General features: G+C 53.9%; 12 protein-coding genes. 8 read left to right on the top strand and 4 right to left on the bottom strand.

Going from position 1 to position 17,469, the window contains the following annotated elements; genetic code table 11:
• Positions 1–11 precede the first annotated feature (11 nt).
• Entirely contained in the window at positions 12–1,154 is a 1,143-nt protein-coding gene (locus tag MIH19_RS17955; RefSeq protein WP_249006155.1) for an acyl-CoA dehydrogenase, read from the bottom strand.
• A gap of 10 nt (positions 1,155–1,164) precedes the next feature.
• Positions 1,165–2,361 carry an acyl-CoA dehydrogenase family protein gene (locus tag MIH19_RS17950; RefSeq protein ID WP_249006154.1) on the bottom strand — a complete coding sequence of 399 codons (1,197 nt, stop codon included), beginning with the start codon at positions 2,359–2,361 and terminating at the stop codon, positions 1,165–1,167.
• A gap of 282 nt (positions 2,362–2,643) precedes the next feature.
• On the opposite strand from MIH19_RS17950, the gene MIH19_RS17945 reads away from it, so the two are divergent.
• Both MIH19_RS17945 and MIH19_RS17940 read left to right on the top strand, forming a co-directional pair.
• Entirely contained in the window at positions 2,644–3,813 is a 1,170-nt protein-coding gene (locus MIH19_RS17945; protein ID WP_249006153.1) for a TAXI family TRAP transporter solute-binding subunit, read from the top strand.
• A 97-nt stretch (positions 3,814–3,910) separates the two neighbouring features.
• Positions 3,911–5,896 carry a TRAP transporter permease gene (locus tag MIH19_RS17940; protein ID WP_249006152.1) on the top strand — a complete coding sequence of 662 codons (1,986 nt, stop codon included), beginning with the start codon at positions 3,911–3,913 and terminating at the stop codon, positions 5,894–5,896.
• 82 nt (positions 5,897–5,978) lie between these two features.
• Here MIH19_RS17940 and MIH19_RS17935 read toward each other — a convergent pair whose 3' ends face one another.
• Positions 5,979–7,145, bottom strand: a complete 1,167-nt coding sequence (locus tag MIH19_RS17935; protein WP_249006151.1) for an acyl-CoA dehydrogenase — start codon at positions 7,143–7,145, stop codon at positions 5,979–5,981.
• 21 nt (positions 7,146–7,166) lie between these two features.
• Entirely contained in the window at positions 7,167–8,372 is a 1,206-nt protein-coding gene (locus tag MIH19_RS17930) for a 3-oxoadipyl-CoA thiolase (protein WP_283164067.1), read from the bottom strand.
• A gap of 211 nt (positions 8,373–8,583) precedes the next feature.
• On the opposite strand from MIH19_RS17930, the gene MIH19_RS17925 reads away from it, so the two are divergent.
• From MIH19_RS17925 to MIH19_RS17900, 6 genes are all read left to right on the top strand, one after another.
• The gene (locus tag MIH19_RS17925) at positions 8,584–9,945 is read left to right on the top strand and encodes a hypothetical protein (protein ID WP_249006150.1); all 1,362 of its coding nucleotides are present in this window, start codon (positions 8,584–8,586) and stop codon (positions 9,943–9,945) included.
• A 189-nt stretch (positions 9,946–10,134) separates the two neighbouring features.
• Positions 10,135–10,962: an IclR family transcriptional regulator gene (locus MIH19_RS17920; RefSeq protein ID WP_249006149.1), complete on the top strand. Its 828-nt coding sequence runs from the start codon at positions 10,135–10,137 to the stop codon at positions 10,960–10,962.
• A 183-nt stretch (positions 10,963–11,145) separates the two neighbouring features.
• The gene (locus MIH19_RS17915; RefSeq protein WP_249006148.1) at positions 11,146–13,239 is read left to right on the top strand and encodes a 3-hydroxyacyl-CoA dehydrogenase NAD-binding domain-containing protein; all 2,094 of its coding nucleotides are present in this window, start codon (positions 11,146–11,148) and stop codon (positions 13,237–13,239) included.
• A 56-nt stretch (positions 13,240–13,295) separates the two neighbouring features.
• Positions 13,296–14,480 (top strand): acetyl-CoA C-acyltransferase, encoded by a 1,185-nt coding sequence (locus MIH19_RS17910; protein ID WP_249006147.1) that lies wholly within the window; start codon positions 13,296–13,298, stop codon positions 14,478–14,480.
• 61 nt (positions 14,481–14,541) lie between these two features.
• Positions 14,542–16,344 carry an acyl-CoA dehydrogenase gene (locus MIH19_RS17905; protein ID WP_249006146.1) on the top strand — a complete coding sequence of 601 codons (1,803 nt, stop codon included), beginning with the start codon at positions 14,542–14,544 and terminating at the stop codon, positions 16,342–16,344.
• Positions 16,345–16,484: 140 nt separating this feature from the next.
• Positions 16,485–17,465, top strand: coding sequence for a nitronate monooxygenase family protein (locus MIH19_RS17900; RefSeq protein WP_249006145.1), 981 nt, complete (start codon positions 16,485–16,487; stop codon positions 17,463–17,465).
• Positions 17,466–17,469: the final 4 nt, after the last annotated feature.

Genomic DNA, 17,469 nt, shown 5'->3' with positions numbered 1-17,469 from the left:
CATTAAGGAGTTTAGCTTGCCTTTAGAAGAGACGCATAGCGTTCCAGGTGGAAGTCATCATCACCCAGTTGGTGGTTGATCATAATCAAACGCTTGGCATAATGGGCAAAATTGTATTCCCATGTCATGCCAATACCACCATGGGATTGTATGCCTTGCTCTGAAATGAACTGCCCGCTGCGGCCAATTACATTTTTGGCGGCGGACAGAACGCGACGGCGCTCATTGCTCTGTTCTTCGTCTGCCACGCTGGCAGCCAGAATAGCCATCGATCGGGCTTGCTCAAGTTCGGACATCATGTCGACCATGCGATGCTGCAGCACCTGAAACTTACCAATGGGTACGCCAAACTGTTTACGCTGTTTGAGGTAATCGAGGGTAAGCTCGTTGGCCACTTCCATAACACCGACTGCTTCCGCGCATAGTGCCGCAATCGCGCGACCTGCCTGGTACTCTATTATTTCGCTGGCGCCGCCTTCTTCGCCCAGCAGGGCATTAGCGTCAACATGAACATTGCGCAGCGTAATATCACAGCCTTTTGAACCGTCAATGGTCGGGTAAACACGGCGTTCAATGCCTGCGGTATCTGGCTTTAAAGCAAACAGGCTGATGCCGTTAGCATCGCGGGCGTCGCCCGAGGTGCGAGCGGATACCACAATGAGGTCAGCACAATGCCCGCCAATCACCACGGCTTTGTGTCCATTAAGCACGAAGCCCCCGTCTTTTTTCTCAGCGCGGGTTTGCACATCGTTCAGGTCGTAAAAACTCTGAGGCTCTTGCAGTGCGACTGCCGCTTGCAATTCGCCGCTGGCAATACCGCTTAACCAAGCTTCTTTCTGGCTCTCATTTCCGGCCTGGTTAATAAGGCCGCCGCCAAAAACAACCGATTGCAGGTATGGCTCAAGGCACAGGCCACGGCCCAGTTCGGTCATAACCGACTGTATTTCTACCCCGCCACCGTCGAAGCCGCCGAGCTCCTCGGAAAATGGAACCGCTGTTAATCCCAAGTCACTGAGTTGCTTCCAGAAATCCACACTGAAGCCAGCTTCGGTTTCACTGAATGTCAGGCGCTTTTCAAAACTGTACTCACCGCGCACCAGACGGGCTACGGTGTCCTGTAGCATCTGCTGCTCTTCATTGAGTTGAAAATCCATGGTCGCCTCCTTAAAGCCCGAGAATCATTTTCGACACGATATTTTTCTGGATCTCGTTGGATCCGCCGAAAATCGAGAGCTTACGGTTGTTAAAGTACTGCGCCGATAGTGGCGCAGCATTCTCGTCTGACAAGAACTCGCCTTCATAATCAAGGTTTAGCTCTTCTTCCACAAAGGGAATGGCATAAGGCCCAATGGCTCTGCGTGCAAGGTCGTTTATAGCCTGGCGAATTTCTGTGCCCTTTACCTTCAGCATGGAACTTTCCGCACCGGGCATGCCGCCGCCCTCAACCGCAGCAATAATGCGCAGGTTGCTGATGGTCGCCGCAGTCAGGTCAATTTCAACCTTGGCAATACGCTGGCTGAACGCTGTGTCTTCAATCAGCGGGCGGCCATTTTTGATGCAACGCGATGCCAGGTGCTTCAAGTGAGACAACGCGGCTTTGGATAAGCCGATGCCGGCCAGACCGGTGCGCTCATAAGTCAGCAGGAACTTGGCGTAGGTCCAGCCTTTGTCTTCCTCTCCTACCCGATTTTCAACCGGCACTTTCACGTCTTGAAAGAAGACTTCGTTCACTTCGTGCTCGCCGTCAAGGGTGATGATCGGGCGTACGGTGATACCTGGCGTGTTCATGTCGATCAGCAGGAAGGAAATACCTTCCTGTGCCTTCACCTCGGTATTGGTGCGCACCAGGCAAAAAATCATGTTGGCGTACTGGCCAAGCGTGGTCCAGGTTTTCTGGCCGTTCACAATGTAGTGGTCGCCCTCGCGCACAGCGCGGGCTTTCAGCGATGCAAGGTCAGAACCTGCACCGGGCTCGGAATAGCCCTGACACCACCAGTCCTCTCCGCTGAGAATGCGCGGTAGATAGGTTTTTTTCTGCTCTTCGTTACCAAACTTGATTATAACCGGCGCCACCATGTTCACGCCGAACGGAATAGAACGGGGCACACCGTAGTCGCAGGATTCTTCATCCCAGATATGCTTTTGAACCGGGGTCCATTTCACACCGCCGTATTCTTCTGGCCAATGGGTGGCGTACCAACCCTGTTTGCACAGAATCTGCTGCCAGCGCTGATGGTCCTCTTTAGTCAGATGACGGAAACCCTTCACTTTGGCGGCAAGGTCTGCCGGTAGTGCCTGGTTCAGAAAAGCCCGGACTTCATCCCGGAAGGCGAGTTCGTCCGGCGTGTAGTTAATGTTCATGGGATAACCTCTCTGTTCGTTCTAGCGAAAACGTATACCGCATAGCAGAATAGAGTAAGAGTGAATGATCTGCTCTTTTCTGTCAATTCCTTGTAATTCGTTTAAATCCCCCGTTTTTACGGCGTTTGGCAGAATTTAGTTTTATAAGGTTGTTGTATTGAATGACATTGCCTATATTCTATTTACGGAAACTGGTGCTGCAATGCGAAATTAAAAAAATATCAATACCGCAGTGCGAAATCATAATTGCCGTTAATTAATAATCACAACGCGAGGTTTTCAGTGATAAAAACAACAACTTTCACAAAACGTTTGCTCATCGGTGTTTTGAGTACAGCCCCATTTTTTGCCCACAGCGCTGAGAATATTGAATTGCCCGCCACATTGGCCATGACGGCCTACGGTACCGGCTCCTCGGGCTACACCCAGATGGTATCCATCGGTAACCTGTTGAAAAACGAATACGGCACCTCGGTACGTATTCTGCCCGGTGAAAATGATGTTTCCCGTATGACGCCGTTGCGGATGGGTCGGGTGCCACTGTGTGCCTGCGGTATTGCCAGCTACTTCGGTTCGGAAGGTGTCATGCTTTTTGCCGATCCGCAGTGGGGCCCGCAGTCTATTCGCCTGATCAGCACCTCCACCGCCGATTTCGGCATGGGTGTTGCTATCGCTGGTGATATCAATGTAAAAACGCCGGCGGACCTAAAAGGTAAACGCGTGGCTTACATCCGTGGTGATGACGCCCTGAATATCGGCACCGAAGCCTTTCTGGCCTTTGGCGGCCTGACCTGGGATGACGTTGAACGGGTCGAATTTCCGGGCTACGGCCGTTCTTTTGAGGGCATCGTGGCCAACCAGGCCGATGCCGCATTTACCAATAGCGTGGGGCCTCCAGCACAGCAACTGGCCGCCAGCCCGAGAGGCATCGTATGGCCGGAGCTGGACCCCGCCAATAAAAAAGGCTGGCAGCAGCTTCAGACCATAGCGCCGTATTTTCAGCCCCACAATGTTACCGCCGCGGCCGGTGAGAACTACAGCAAAGACAGCCCTTGGGTCGGTGCCACTTACCCATACCCCATACTGGTAGGTGGTGAGAGCCTGGACGACAAAACCGCCAGGAATCTGGTCCGTGTGCTGATCGAGGACCATGACAAGTACAAAGACGCTGCGCCCGGCAATGCCGGTTACTCGCTAGAGAATCAGAACATGCAGTGGGTGATTCCTTACCACGATGCAGTCGTTGAGTATTACAAGGAAATCGGGCACTGGACCGATGCCATGCAAGTGCATCAGGATGGTTTGGTCAAGCGCCAGAATCTCCTGAAAACCACGTGGGAAAGCTTTATGGGCGCCAATCCACCGGAAGACAGGGACGCGTTTCGCAGCGGCTGGATGGAAGCCCGAGCCAAAGCGCTTGAAGCAGAAGGAATGAAACCGGTTTTCCGTTAAGACCTGATCCACTGCTCCGGCGTATTGCTGCTGTTTCGACAACAATGCGCCGGCGGTTTTCGTTTTCTATCATCATTGCGCCGGAATCTACCCTCCTATGAGCTTGCCTCAGAAACAACCCGTTAGTACGGGCGAAATATCCGGTATCCGCCAGCTATCGGGGTTTTGGCTCTGGGTGCCCCGAGTGGCGACCCTGGCGCTGACACTGCTGGCAATTGATTACCTGTTTAATCTTGGCTTGTTCACTGCTTTGACGTCGGTGGAAAGCCAGTTTTTCTATGCCGTTGTAGCACTGATGCTGCCGCTGGTGTTTGTGCTTTGGCCAGCCTTTGGCAAAGCGTCGCGTACAAAAGTGCCTTGGTACGACGTGGTGCTGTTTCTGTTTGCGGTCGCGGTGTGCGGCTTTTTCGTGTTTAACGCGGAACAGATTCTCGACCGGGGCTGGGAGTACGACGCGCCAGACTACGCCATTGTAATGAGCTTTCTTTTTTGGGGCGTGGTGATTGAGGCGGCGCGGCGGGCCGGCGGTTGGCCGATCGGTCTTATTGTTGCGGTTGCAGGTCTTTATCCGATTTTTGCCGATATCGTGCCGGGACCGATTCAGGGTTTTCCGTCATCACCGTCCCAAACGGCCATTTACCATGCTATGAGCCGTGAGAGCGTCATGGGTATTCCGCTGCAGGCGTTCGCCAATCTGGTGATCGGCTTTTTGTTGTTCGGCGTTGCGCTACAACAAACCGGCGGTGGAAAGTTCTTTATCAATCTGGCGTTTGCCCTGCTCGGCCATGTTCGCGGTGGCCCGGCCAAGGTTGCGGTATTCTCCAGCGGCCTGATGGGGTCTATGAGCGGCAGTGTGATCACCAACGTGCTGACCACCGGTGTGCTGTCTATCCCGGCCATGCGGCGGGTGGGTTTCGGGCGGTCTTACGCCGCCGGTGTCGAAGCCTGTGCGTCTACGGGTGGGGTACTGATGCCGCCTGTGATGGGCGCGACGGCGTTTATTATGGCCAGCTTTCTGAATATTTCTTACGGTACGATTGCGCTGGCGGCAGCGGTTCCGTCATTCCTGTATTTCATGGGTCTGTTTATTCAAATTGACGCTTACGCGGCGCGCCACGAGCTCAAAGGTTTGCCAGCGGATGAGCTGCCTTCCCTGCGCCAGACCTTAAAAGAAGGCTGGTACTTCATCTTTGTCTTTGCGCTGCTGATCTGGCTGCTGTTTTTCCTGCGGCAGGAAGCGATTGCGCCTTTCTACGCCACGGCGTTGCTGTTGGTGATCAACCAGATACTGCCATACCAACGGTGGGGCTGGGAGGATGTAAAAGGCTTTTTCTCCAGCGCCGGTAAGTTGTTTGCGGAACTGATTGCCATTCTGGCCGGCGTGGGTCTGCTGGTGGGAGCGCTTTCGGTAACCGGCATGTCTGGCACCATCGCCAATGATCTGATTTTCCTGGCCGGTGGCAATACTCTTGTACTGCTATTTATGGGGGCAGCGACCAGTTTTATCCTGGGCATTGGAATGACCGTCACGGCGGCCTATATATTCCTGGCAGTGGCCCTGGCTCCGGCGTTGATTAACGGCGGTGGTATGGACCCGTTGGCCGTTCACCTGTTCATCCTGTATTGGGGCATGCTGAGCTTCATCACACCACCGGTGGCACTGGGTGCCTTTGCTGCTGCCACGGTGGCGGGTGCACGGCCAATGGAAACCGGCTTTCAGGCCATGAAGCTGGGTAGCGTGATTTACTTTATTCCGTTCCTGTTCGTGCTGAACCCGGCGTTGATACTTCAGGGCTCCTGGGATGAAATCCTGGTTGTGCTGCCTCAGGCCATTGTGGGTGTGGCGCTGATTGCGGGCGGTATGCAGGGTTACCTGCTGGGCATTGGCAACCTTTCGCTTTATCGGGTGCTTCAGTGGCCTATCCGTTTGTCGTTGATTGCCGGCGGCATGCTATTGGCGATCCCCGGGGGCGGCCCGGTACCCTTCACCAATCTGGAATTGACGCTGATCAGTGTGGTGCTGATTGTGCCAGCTCTTGCGCTTGTGTGGTGGTCTAACCGGGCCGAGACAGTGGGGGTATAAAGGAAGCGTCTATAGCGGGCGGATATAAAAAAGGCAGGGCGATGGAGCCCTGCCTTTTTTTGTTTCATCGTAAAGGTCGGTGTTAACCGAAAGCGGCAATGCCGGTCTGTCCGCGGCCTAGAATCAGGGCGTGGATATCGTGAGTACCTTCGTAAGTATTGACCGCTTCCAGATTCATCACGTGGCGTATGACATGGTATTCGTCTGAAATACCGTTGCCTCCGTGCATGTCACGGGCGACCCGCGCTATCTCCAACGACTTGCCGCAGTTGTTGCGCTTCATCATGGAAATTGCATCCGGAGATGCTTCACCAGCGTCCATCAGGCGGCCAAGCTGTAACGCACCTTGCAGGCCAAGGGCAATGTCGGTCTGCATGTCTACCAGCTTTTTCTGGATAAGCTGGTTGGCAGCCAATGGCTTACCAAACTGCTTGCGTTCCAGGGTGTAATTGCGGGCTGCATGCCAGCAAAATTCCGCGGCGCCGAGAGAGCCCCAACTGATGCCATAGCGGGCTTTATTGAGACAACTGAACGGACCTTTCAGGCCTTCTACGTCCAGTTTGTTCTCGTCAGGGCAGAACACGTCGTCCAAAAAGATGGAGCCGGTTTCGGACGCACGTAAGGAAAACTTACCTTCAATTTTCGGGGTATCCAGACCTTTGGCGCCGCGCTCCAATACAAAGCCGGTGACCTTACCGTCAAGTTTGGCCCAAATCACGAAGACATCCGCAATGGGGGAGTTGGTAATCCAGGTTTTGGAGCCGCTGACCAGATAGCCGCCATCAACTTTCTTGGCGCGGGTTTCCATGCCGCCAGGGTTAGAGCCGTGGTCGGGCTCGGTCAAACCGAAACAGCCAACCAGTTCACCGGAGGCCAGTTTTGGCAGTACACGCTTTTTCAGTGCTTCCTGGCCAAATGAGTAAATCGGGTACATAACCAGCGAGGACTGAACGCTCAGAGCCGAGCGGTAGGCGGAATCCACACGCTCCACTTCCCGGGCAATCAGGCCATAGCACACATGGTTCAGGCCAGCGCCACCGTATTCTTCCGGCAAGGTAGCGCCGAGCATGCCCAACTCACCCATGTCGGTGAAGATAGAGCGGTCAAATTTTTCGTGCCGGTTTGCCTCAACAATGCCAGGCATCAGGCGCTGGTCACAAAAGCCACGAATACTGTCCCGAACCTGACGTTCGGTTTCATCCAGTTGTTTGTCAAAGTGCAATAGGTCATCCCAAGACGCGGAAGCCATGCTGTTTCTCCTCGGTGAAAATCAGTTATTAACTCGTTCAATCACAGCGGCAATGCCTTGGCCAACGCCAATACACAGGCTGATAAGGGCGTAGCGTCCGCCGCTGGATTCCAGCTGACGGGTGGCGGTAAGTGCAATCCTTGCGCCGGATGCTCCAAGTGGGTGGCCAATGGCAATAGCCCCTCCGTTCGGGTTCAGCCGGGAGTCAGTGGGGTCTATGCCCAGTTTAGTGATACAACCGAGAACCTGGGCTGCAAACGCCTCATTAATCTCGATGACATCCATATCATTAAGCCCTAAGCCAGCGCGAGCCAGGGCTTTTTCGCAGGCCAGAACCGGGCCCAGACCCATTACTCGCGGTGAAACACCTGCAATGGCGGCCGACACAATGCGGGCGCGGGGCTTTATTCCAGCGCGTTCGCCGGCTTCGCGGGAGCCGATGATCAGGGCAGCTGCACCGTCGTTAATGCCGGACGCATTGCCTGCCGTCACTACGCCGCCTTCAAACAAGGGGCGGAGTCTTGCGAGCGCCTCGGCGTTTGACTGGGGGCGTGGGTGTTCGTCTTCGCAGACTGTAATCGGGGGGTTTTTGCGGCCATTAGGCACATCAATACTCAGGATCTCGTCTTTATAGAAACCTGTGCGGCGGGCCGCTTCATAACGGGCCTGACTCTGAGCAGCAAACTGATCTGTCAACTCGCGGCCCAGGCCAAGATCGCGGGCAATGTTATCGGCGGTTTCAGGCATGGTGTCCGCGCCGAAAGCACTCTCAATAAGCGGGTTAGGGAAACGTGCGCCAATGGTGCTGTCGAAGGCACGGAAATCCCTGCTGAAAGGAGTCTCGCCCTTGGCGATCACAAAAGGGGCACGGCTCATGCTCTCGGTGCCGCCGGCCACAAACAATTCACCTTCGCCGCAACGAACCGCTCGGGCAGCGTCTATGATGGCCGCCAGTCCGGAGCCACAAAGCCGGTTAACGGTCAGTCCGCCTGTCTCGACTGGAAGGCCGGCCAGCAGCCCCGCGTGACGTGCCACGTTGCGCGCATCTTCGCCCGCTTGATTGGTACAGCCTGCAATGACGTCTTCATAGGCTTCCGGGGCGAACGCATTACGCTCAATCAGCGCGCGGATCACATGTGCCAGCAAGTCATCGGGCCGAACCCGGGAAAGAGCGCCCGCGTGTCGGCCAAAAGCGGTTCGAAGACCATCATAGATAAATGCACTCATTATTTTTCCTCTGGGGGGTGCACAAACCGCCGGGGTTAGCGTGCAGATTCGGGGGTAAAATATCCCGGGACGCTTTGTCGTTTATGCTAGTATAGTTTCATCAAGCGAAACTTAGTTTTGTATTCAATTAGCAAAAGACTAATCCGGGTGTATATGAAATGCAAGCAGAGACCATTCCTGTTAGCGTGAATCTGGCAAGGACGGAGCAGGTATGAATACTGCAGACCGGTGGCTGTTACCGTTGGCGGTTCTGGCTCAGTTGATTGCTATATGCATTTCCAGCAGTCAGCTCAGTGCGATCGCGGGCCTGTTGTTTATTTTCTGCTTTCTATGGGCGGGTAGTCGCCTGCAGGGATATTCCCGCATTCTGTTGTTGGTTTCTTTGGCCGTCACGGGGTGGTTTTATGCTCAAGGCCAGCTGGGCATGGACCGGTTAATCAAAGCGTCTGCGGATGCAGCATTTTACGCCGCCTTCCTTGGCAGCCTGGGAATGATGCAGTGCCTGGTCAGGCGTTTTGAAGTGCTGCGCCGGATTCACGATGTCTTGTTGGGTGGTCGTGCGGTCTGGTTGTATCCGAAATACGCTCTGGTTAGTTGTGGCATCGCGTCTGTGCTGAGTTTTGGCATGATGAACCTGCTGTGTGGCAGTCTTTCCGAAACCCTCCGGGAGCGCGGGATTACCGGCGAGTCCAGACTGCAGTGGCTGCGCAGCGTTCTGATTAGCGCGCTTCGCGGCTTTGCTCTTGTTCCCCTGGTGGCGCCCACCAGTGTCGCCGTGGCCATACTGACCCGGGAGCTGCCTCAGTTAAGCTGGTCCTTGCTTTTGCCCTACGGCCTTGCGGCGTCTGCGGTTCTGATTGCGGTTGGATGGTTGCTCGAACAGCGCCGTTTTCGGCAGGTCAGTAGTGAACGAGTGGCTCTGGAGCAAAGGCCTCCGGGCACTCTGCGGCTGCTTGGGCTGGTATTAACCGTGTTTGCCATGATGGCTGCTATCGTTGCTTTGACTAATTTTAAAGTATCGGTCGCTGCTATGATGGCTGTGCCAGCGGTCACGCTTCTATATATGGTGTGGCAGGAAAAATCACTTGGAGTTGTGCTCAAGGAAAGCGTGACTCAAGTTTCAGCAATGAATAATGAAATGGCGATTTTTGCCGCGTCGGCGATTCTGGGGGTCTCCGTTTCCAGCGTGATCCCAGCCGATGCCTTAAGTGGTCTTGCAATCTCCACTGGCGGAATGTGGGTACTCGCAGTTGTCGGTATGCTGAGCCTGCCGCTGCTGTCAGCCATTGGAATTATTCCGATTACGGTGCTCAGCATTCAGGCGGGTTTGTTGCCGCAACTCATTGCTGAAGGCATGGATCCGATTTTGATATCGGTAGCTCTGGTGATCGGTTTTTCTCTAGCAATGATGCTTTCGCCTTTCGGACCGTCTGTCATGTTGCTTTCCCGTTTTGGTCAAGTGCCGCGTTGGGTCGTGGCATTCCGCTGGAATGGCGTGTTTGTATTGATAGCGGTGCCACTACTGCTGGCGCTTCTGGCTTTAGAGATCATTGTTTTGCCAGCAATTCAGTAAGGAAAGATTCCGGCAGTTTTTGGAGCTGAAGGATGCAGCTTGACTAGCACATGCGTCATTTTTGACGCGGGGTTTGGTCTGAGTTTGTGGTACTTGCATTCGTCAACGATTAGAATGCCGTTCACTTTGTATATACCAAACTTATAGCCCGGAACTGGGGCAGACGACGTTGTTGGAGGACGCCACATTATGTCAAAAGCAGAAGCTACTTTACCGGAGCTTGTGACCGCTTCCGGTGACGGCGAACCAGTGAAGCAGGAGAAAGATCGAAAGTTCGTCGAAGCGCTGTCCCGCGGCCTGGATGTGCTGCGTGCTTTCAGTCAGGGTTCTGTCATTCTCGGTAATCAGGATATTGCCCGGCTTACCGGCCTGCCCAAACCAACCATATCCCGTATGACATACACCCTGACCAAGTTAGGATATTTGAGCTACAACACCCAGTTGGAAAAATATCAGCTCAGCTCCGGGGTGTTGGCATTGGGTTATGCGTACGTTTCCAACCTGAAAGTGCGCCAGTTAGCCAAGCCTTACATGGATGAATTCGCGCGCCAGACCAATATGTCTGTGGGTTTGACCTGTCGTGACCGGCTGCACATGATTTATGTCGAAAACCGCTTGCCTCCGGAGGCTTCTTTGCTGCGGATGGATATTGGTATCAAGCTGCCCATGGCGACCACGTCTGCAGGTAGAGCCTATTATTGTGCGGTTGCAGAGAAAGGGCGTAAGGTTATTGAAGATGCGATGGAGGTGAAGTACGGTCCCGAATCCTGGCCTGAAAAAAAGGAAGGGCTGGACCGCGCCATGGAAGACTATAAGAAGTATGGCTTTTGTCTTTCAATCGGTGAGTGGGATCGCAATATCAATTCCGCCGGTGTGCCTGTTCATCTACAAGATGGCACGATCATGACACTGACCTGTGCCGCGCCTTCCTACTTGGTGCCCGCTGAGAAGCTTCGTGGCTCTATTGCCCACCAGTTGGCCTTGCTGGCAAGTGACATTGAGACGCTCGGCGTTTAATCCGGTTCCGGAGCGCCAGGCCTGGCGCATTACCCCGAGCTTCACATAAAACCGCAGGATTCGTTCTGCGGTTTTTTTGTGCCTGGTTTTAAATGGTGGTTGAAACCCGGAGAGAACTTGTATTAAATCGTATGTATGTTTCGCGTGTTAAAACTATATTTCATATAAAGCGAGGGAGAGGTTATGTCTGAGGTCGTAAATTACAATCGTGAAGGCAGTATTGGCGTGATTACCGTGAATTACCCGCCGGTCAACGCCCTCAGTCACGCCGTACGTTCCGGCCTGGTTGCTGCGGTGGAGCAAGGGCAAAAAGATTCAAACGCCAAGGTGCTTTTGCTGGTGTGTGAAGGCCGTACCTTTATTGCGGGTGCAGACATCCGTGAGTTTGGCAAGCCCATGCAGAAACCGGGGCTGCCCGCAGTCGTTGAACAATATGAAAACAGTGACAAACCTCTTGTTGCAGCGATCCATGGCACGGCGCTGGGTGGCGGGCTGGAAATGGCTCTTGGTTGCCATTACCGGGTTGCATTGAGCAGTGCGAAGGTTGGCCTGCCGGAAGTGAAACTTGGCCTGTTGCCGGGCGCCGGTGGTACTCAGCGCTTGCCGCGCCTGACCGGAGCGCAAAAAGCGTTGGAAATGATTACCTCAGGTGAGTTTGTCGGTGCTAAAGACGCTCTTGCGTTTGGCATCGTAGATGCCGTTGACGATGGTAATGACGTAAAAGCGGCAGGCCTTGCCTACGCACAGCAGATTGCCGATGAGGGTAAGCCGGTGCGCCGGGTTCGTGATTTGACGGACAAGATCGCGGCCGACAAAGGCAGCGACGTGTTTGAGCAGTTCCGTGCGGTGTTGCAAAAGAAAGCTCGTGGTCAGTTTTCTCCGTTCAAGTGTGTCGATGCCATTGAAGGGGCGTTTAACTTGCCGTTCGCTGACGGCATAAAGCGCGAGCGCGAGTTGTTTATGGAATGCATGGACTCTCCCCAGCGCGATGGTCTGATTCATTCGTTCTTTGCCGAACGTGAAGTTTCCAAAGTAAAAGGTCTGTCGAAGGATACGCCGGTACGCGATGTGAACAGCGTCGGTGTCATCGGCGCCGGTACCATGGGCGGTGGTATTGCCATGAACTTTGCCAACGTCGGTATCCCCGTCACCATCGTGGAGATGAAGCAGGCAGCCTTGGACAAAGGGCTGGGCATTATTCGTAAGAATTACGAAAACTCTGCGAAAAAGGGGCGCATCACTCAGCAGCAGGTCGAAGACCGGATAGCGTTGATCACCGGCAGTCTGAGCTATGACGATTTTAAAAGCGTGGATCTGGTGATTGAGGCTGTGTTTGAAAACATGGCGGTCAAAAAAGAGATTTTCGCAAAACTGGACGGCGTCTGTAAGCCCGGAGCCATTCTGGCCTCCAACACCTCTACTTTGGACATTGACGAAATCGCGTCCGCGACCAAGCGTCCGGAAGATGTTGTGGGTATGCACTTTTTCAGTCCGGCCAACGTGATGAGATTGTTGGAGAACGTTCGTGGCAGTCAAACCTCTGATGAGGTGAAGGCGACCGTGATGGCGATGGCCAAGAAGATCAAAAAAGTAGGTGTGCTGGTGGGCAACTGCCACGGCTTTGTTGGCAATCGCATGCTGCACAAGCGTGGCACCGAAGCTATGGCGCTGGTTAATGAAGGCGCCACGCCGCAACAGGTAGACAAGGTGTTGACGGACCTGGGCTACCCCATGGGTCAGTTTGCGATGTCTGACCTGGCGGGTATCGATGTTGGTTATCGGATTCGTGAAGAGCTTCGCAATGCCGGCGAGCAGGTAGCGCGCAGCTGGATGGATAAGCTTGCCGAGCAAAATCGTCTTGGCCAGAAAACCATGAAAGGTGTGTACGCCTACGAAGAGGGCAGCCGCACTCCTGTTCCTGACCCTGAAGTGGAGCGGATCATCGAAGATTTCCGTAACGAACAGGGTATTAGTTCACGTGAAATTACGGATCAGGAAATTCTTGAGCGCTGCATGTATGTGATGGTGAATGAGGCAGCCAAGATTCTGGAAGAGGGCGTAGCTGACCGCGCTCTGGATATAGATGCGGTCTGGATCTACGGCTATGGTTTCCCGGCTTATCGTGGTGGCCCGATGTTCTGGGCGGATCAGGTTGGTCTGGATCTGATTCTGGCGGCGGTTGAGAAGTACCATGGTGATGTTGGTGGTGAACAGTGGAAACCCGCTAATTTGCTCAAGAAATTGGTTGCTGAGGGAAAGAAATTCGGCGACTTGTAAGTCTGCTAACTACCTTTAACCGGCAGGCACCCTATTTTTATTTCGAGGTAAATTTTATGTCAGACGCCGTTATTGTTTCTACCGCACGTACCGCTCTTGGCAAGTCTTACCGGGGTGCTTTTAACAACACGCACAGTGTGGACCTTGCAGGGCATGTTATTAAACATGCAGTGGCACGTGCTGGTATCGATCCCGCTATTGTCGAGGACGTGATTCTTGGCGCCACTTTTCAAGAAGGTGCCCAGGGCAAAAACATCGCTCGTCTGGCCGCTATTCGTGCCGGCTTACCGGTAACGACCGCCGGGTTGTCGATCAACCGTTTTTGCAGCTCCGGTCTGCAATCTATTGCTATTGCTGCTCAGCGTGTCATTTTTGAAAAAGTACCGGTCATGGTTGCCGGCGGCGTGGAGTCGATCTCGATGGTGCAGAACGACAAGCTTAACAGCTTTCATGCGACCAACGAGTGGCTGATGAAGCACAAGCCTGAACTGTACATGTCGATGATCGAAACCGCGGACATCGTTGCCCAGCGCTACAACGTCAGCCGGGAGTCTCAGGACGAATACGCCCTGATCTCCCAGCAACGCACCGCCGCTGCCCAGGAAGCCGGGAAGTTCGACCAGGAAATTGTGCCGTTCGATGCCACCATGCTGGTCAAAAATAAAGAAACCGGTGACATCAGCCAGAAAGACGTCACTCTCACCCGCGATGAGTGCAATCGCCCTAACACCACGCTTGAAGGCCTGCAGGGCCTCAGCCCAGTGCGTGGCGACGGTCATTTTGTTACCGCCGGCAATGCCAGCCAGCTATCCGACGGTGCATCAGTGTGCACGGTGATGAACAGCACCTATGCCGAGAAACATAATATTGAGCCCATGGGCATCTTCCGTGGTTTCGCGGTAGCCGGATGTGAGCCGGATGAAATGGGTATTGGCCCGGTCTTTGCCATTCCGCGTCTGCTGGAGCGCAGCGGTTTGACCATGGATGATATCGATCTCTGGGAGCTGAACGAAGCCTTCGCCTCTCAGGTTGTGTACTGCCGTGATCGTTTAGGCATTCCGATGGAAAAACTGAATGTTAACGGCGGCTCAATTTCTATTGGTCATCCTTACGGTGTCACGGGTTCTCGCCTTGCCGGCCACGCTTTGATTGAAGGTAAACGTCGCGGCGCCAAATACGTTGTGGTGACCATGTGCATTGGTGGCGGCCAAGGGGCCGCAGGTTTGTTTGAAGTGGTTTGATCGCCAATAGCGCTCGGTGGCTAACCGTCAAAAATAACAAACATGGTGAGGGTGTCAAAACGTGCAGCAAAAGATCATCAATCCGCAGGACTTGGCGTTCCAGCTTTACGAGCTTCATAACGTCGAGAAGTTTTTAAGTTTTGATCGCTATTGCGATCACAGTCGGGAAACGCTTCAGTCCGCGCTTGATCTGGCATTGAAGGTTGCCGCAGAGGAATTTGCGCCCCATGCGCGCTTGGTGGACGAGGACGAGCCGCGCTTTGAAAACGGCCGTGTGACGATGCGTCCGGAAGTAAGAAAAGCGTTGGATGTGTTGAGAGATACAGGCCTGATGGCGGCGGGTCAAGACTACGAGCTTGGTGGTATGCAGCTGCCTGCCGCCGTAGCGCAGATGTGTGTGGGAATGCTTAAAGGCGCTAACGTTGGCACTCAGGGTTATGCCGGCCTGACCATCGCTGCCGCCAATCTTATAATGGTGCAGGGTTCGCAAGAACAAAAGGTCCGCTTTGCAGAGCCTATGATGGCTGGCCGGTTCTTCGGCACCATGTGCCTGACTGAGTCCCACGCGGGCTCCTCCCTGGGTGATCTGCGTACCCGCGCAGAACCTCAGGTGGATGGAACTTACCGTCTGTTCGGTAGCAAAATCTATATCTCCGGTGGCGATCACGAATTGAGCGAGAACATTATCCACATGGTGCTCGCTCGTCTACCGGGTGCACCTCTGGGTGTTAAGGGCATTTCGCTATTTTTAGTGCCTAAAATCCTGGTTAATGAAGACAGCAGTCTTGGTGAGCGAAACGATGTGGCGCTGGCGGGTTTAATTCACAAGATGGGCTACCGGGGTACTACCTCTACTATGCTCAACTTTGGTGAAAAAGACGGTGCAGTCGGTTACCTGGTGGGCGAGGCTGACAAAGGCCTGGCGGCCATGTTCCATATGATGAACGAGGCGCGCATTGGTGTTGGTTTAGGCTCTGTCATGCTTGGCTATACCGGTTACCTGCACGCGCTGGAGTACGCCAGGGAGCGTCATCAGGGCCGGCCGGTCGGGGAAAGAAATCCGGCTGCGCCGCAAGTGCCATTGATTTGCCACGGGGATATCCGCCGTATGCTGCTGGCACAAAAAGCGTATGTGGAAGGCGGGTTGGCTCTGTGCCTGCAGGGCGCGATGTGGGTGGATGAGAAGAAATTCGCCGCCACCGAAGATCAGCGCAGTCTGGCAGCAGGATTGCTCGATTTGCTGACGCCGGTGATCAAATCCTGGCCTTCGCGCTATTGCCTCGAAGCTAACAGCCTGGCGATCCAAGTACACGGCGGCTACGGCTACACCCGGGAATATCCGGTGGAACAGTTCTACCGCGATAACCGGCTTAATGCTATTCACGAAGGCACTCACGGTATTCAGGGTATTGACCTGTTGAACCGGAAAGTGTCCGTGGCAGGCGGTCGGTTTTATCAGGAGCTGATGGGGCGCATTGAGGCAACCATTGGTGATGCCAGGCAGGAGTCGCGGCTTGTAGAATCTGCTGGCCGTCTTGAACAGGCGATGAAGGCCATTAAGGAAGCTACAGACGTTATCAATCACGAGAAAACCGAGGGCAACAAAGAGAAAGCGTTGGCGAATGCTACGCTTTATCTTGATGCTTTTGGCCAGGTTGTGGTTGGTTGGTTGTGGCTTCGCCAAGCCCTTAAAGCGATAGCAGGGCTGGCGGGCAAAGGCGAACAGACGCCGGCCTTTTACCAAGGCAAAATCAAAGCCTGCGAATACTTTGCCCGGTATGAATTATCAAGCGTGTTGAGCACTGCGGAACTGCTGAAAGCCGTCGATTCTACCGCTCTGGAGATTCTTGAAGATCAGTTTTAGAAACCCGGAAGCGAGTACCGACAATGGACAAAAAATCAAAAGCCTTGGTCTGATGATCACAATAACGCGAAAAATAATTGGTGAACTGGGCATTAGGCTGACGTTTAAATCCATTCTAATGATAAAAGAAGAAACCCGTTATGAAGACCAGAATTACTGAACTGTTTGGTATTCGTCACCCCATTATTCAGGGTGGCATGCACCACGTGGGCTACGCTGAGCTGGCTGCGGCTGTTTCTAACGCAGGTGGTTTGGGCATCATTACAGCGCTGACACAGCCGACACCGGAAGATCTTGCGCGGGAAATTGCGCGCTGCCATCAAATGACCGATAGGCCGTTTGGGGTGAACCTGACTTTTTTACCCTCCTTTAATGCACCCCCTTACCTGGAATATATTGATGCGATTGTTCAAGGCGGTGTAAAAGCAGTTGAAACAGCAGGGCGCAGCCCGGAACAGTACATGCCCCAGTTTAAGGCGGCCGGGATTAAGGTCATTCACAAGTGCACTTCTGTGCGGCATTCACTGAAAGCGGAAAAAATCGGCTGTGATGCTGTCAGTGTCGATGGTTTTGAATGCGGCGGGCATCCGGGCGAAGACGATATACCGAATTTTATTCTGCTGCCCCGAGCAGCTGATGAACTGACAATTCCGTTCGTCGCGTCAGGTGGCATGGCGGATGGCCGAAGTCTTGTAGCTGCCATGGCGCTGGGGGCTGAAGGCATGAACATGGGCACCCGTTTTCTAGCGACCAAAGAAGCGCCTGTTCACGATAACGTTAAACGCGCGATTGTTAAGGCCGACGAGCTTCAGACCCGCCTGATCATGCGCAATCTGCGCAATACGGAAAGGGTCATGAACAATGCTGCTGTTCAGGAAATTGAAAGAATTGAAAAAGAAAAGGGTGAGTCTGAAAGCATCGATGATATCCGCCATTTGGTGACCGGAGCCAAAGGTCGCCTGGTTCTTCAGGAAGGCAAGATGGATGAAGCGGCCTGGAGCTGCGGCATGGTAGCAGGACTGATTCACGACATTCCCACCTGTGATGAGCTTATCCAGCGCATTATGTCCGAGACCGAGTTCATTGTGCGTGAGCGCCTGGCCCAGTTTTTGAACGGCTAACGCC

It is taken from the genome of Marinobacter sp. M1C, from assembly GCF_023314135.1.
In the GTDB taxonomy this organism is placed as follows: Bacteria; Pseudomonadota; Gammaproteobacteria; order Pseudomonadales; family Oleiphilaceae; genus Marinobacter.
This window is presented reverse-complemented; position numbering and strand designations above follow the sequence as displayed.

Bases quoted from the DNA above. Each gene is read 5' to 3' on its own strand.
- MIH19_RS17955 (WP_249006155.1), bottom strand. From the start codon at position 1,154: ATGGATTTTCAACTCAATGAAGAGCAGCAGATGCTACAGGACACCGTA.
- MIH19_RS17950 (WP_249006154.1), bottom strand. From the start codon at position 2,361: ATGAACATTAACTACACGCCGGACGAACTCGCCTTCCGGGATGAAGTC.
- MIH19_RS17940 (WP_249006152.1), top strand. From the start codon at position 3,911: ATGAGCTTGCCTCAGAAACAACCCGTTAGTACGGGCGAAATATCCGGT.
- MIH19_RS17935 (WP_249006151.1), bottom strand. From the start codon at position 7,145: ATGGCTTCCGCGTCTTGGGATGACCTATTGCACTTTGACAAACAACTG.
- MIH19_RS17930 (WP_283164067.1), bottom strand. From the start codon at position 8,372: ATGAGTGCATTTATCTATGATGGTCTTCGAACCGCTTTTGGCCGACAC.
- MIH19_RS17925 (WP_249006150.1), top strand. From the start codon at position 8,584: ATGAATACTGCAGACCGGTGGCTGTTACCGTTGGCGGTTCTGGCTCAG.
- MIH19_RS17920 (WP_249006149.1), top strand. From the start codon at position 10,135: ATGTCAAAAGCAGAAGCTACTTTACCGGAGCTTGTGACCGCTTCCGGT.
- MIH19_RS17915 (WP_249006148.1), top strand. From the start codon at position 11,146: ATGTCTGAGGTCGTAAATTACAATCGTGAAGGCAGTATTGGCGTGATT.
- MIH19_RS17910 (WP_249006147.1), top strand. From the start codon at position 13,296: ATGTCAGACGCCGTTATTGTTTCTACCGCACGTACCGCTCTTGGCAAG.
- MIH19_RS17900 (WP_249006145.1), top strand. From the start codon at position 16,485: ATGAAGACCAGAATTACTGAACTGTTTGGTATTCGTCACCCCATTATT.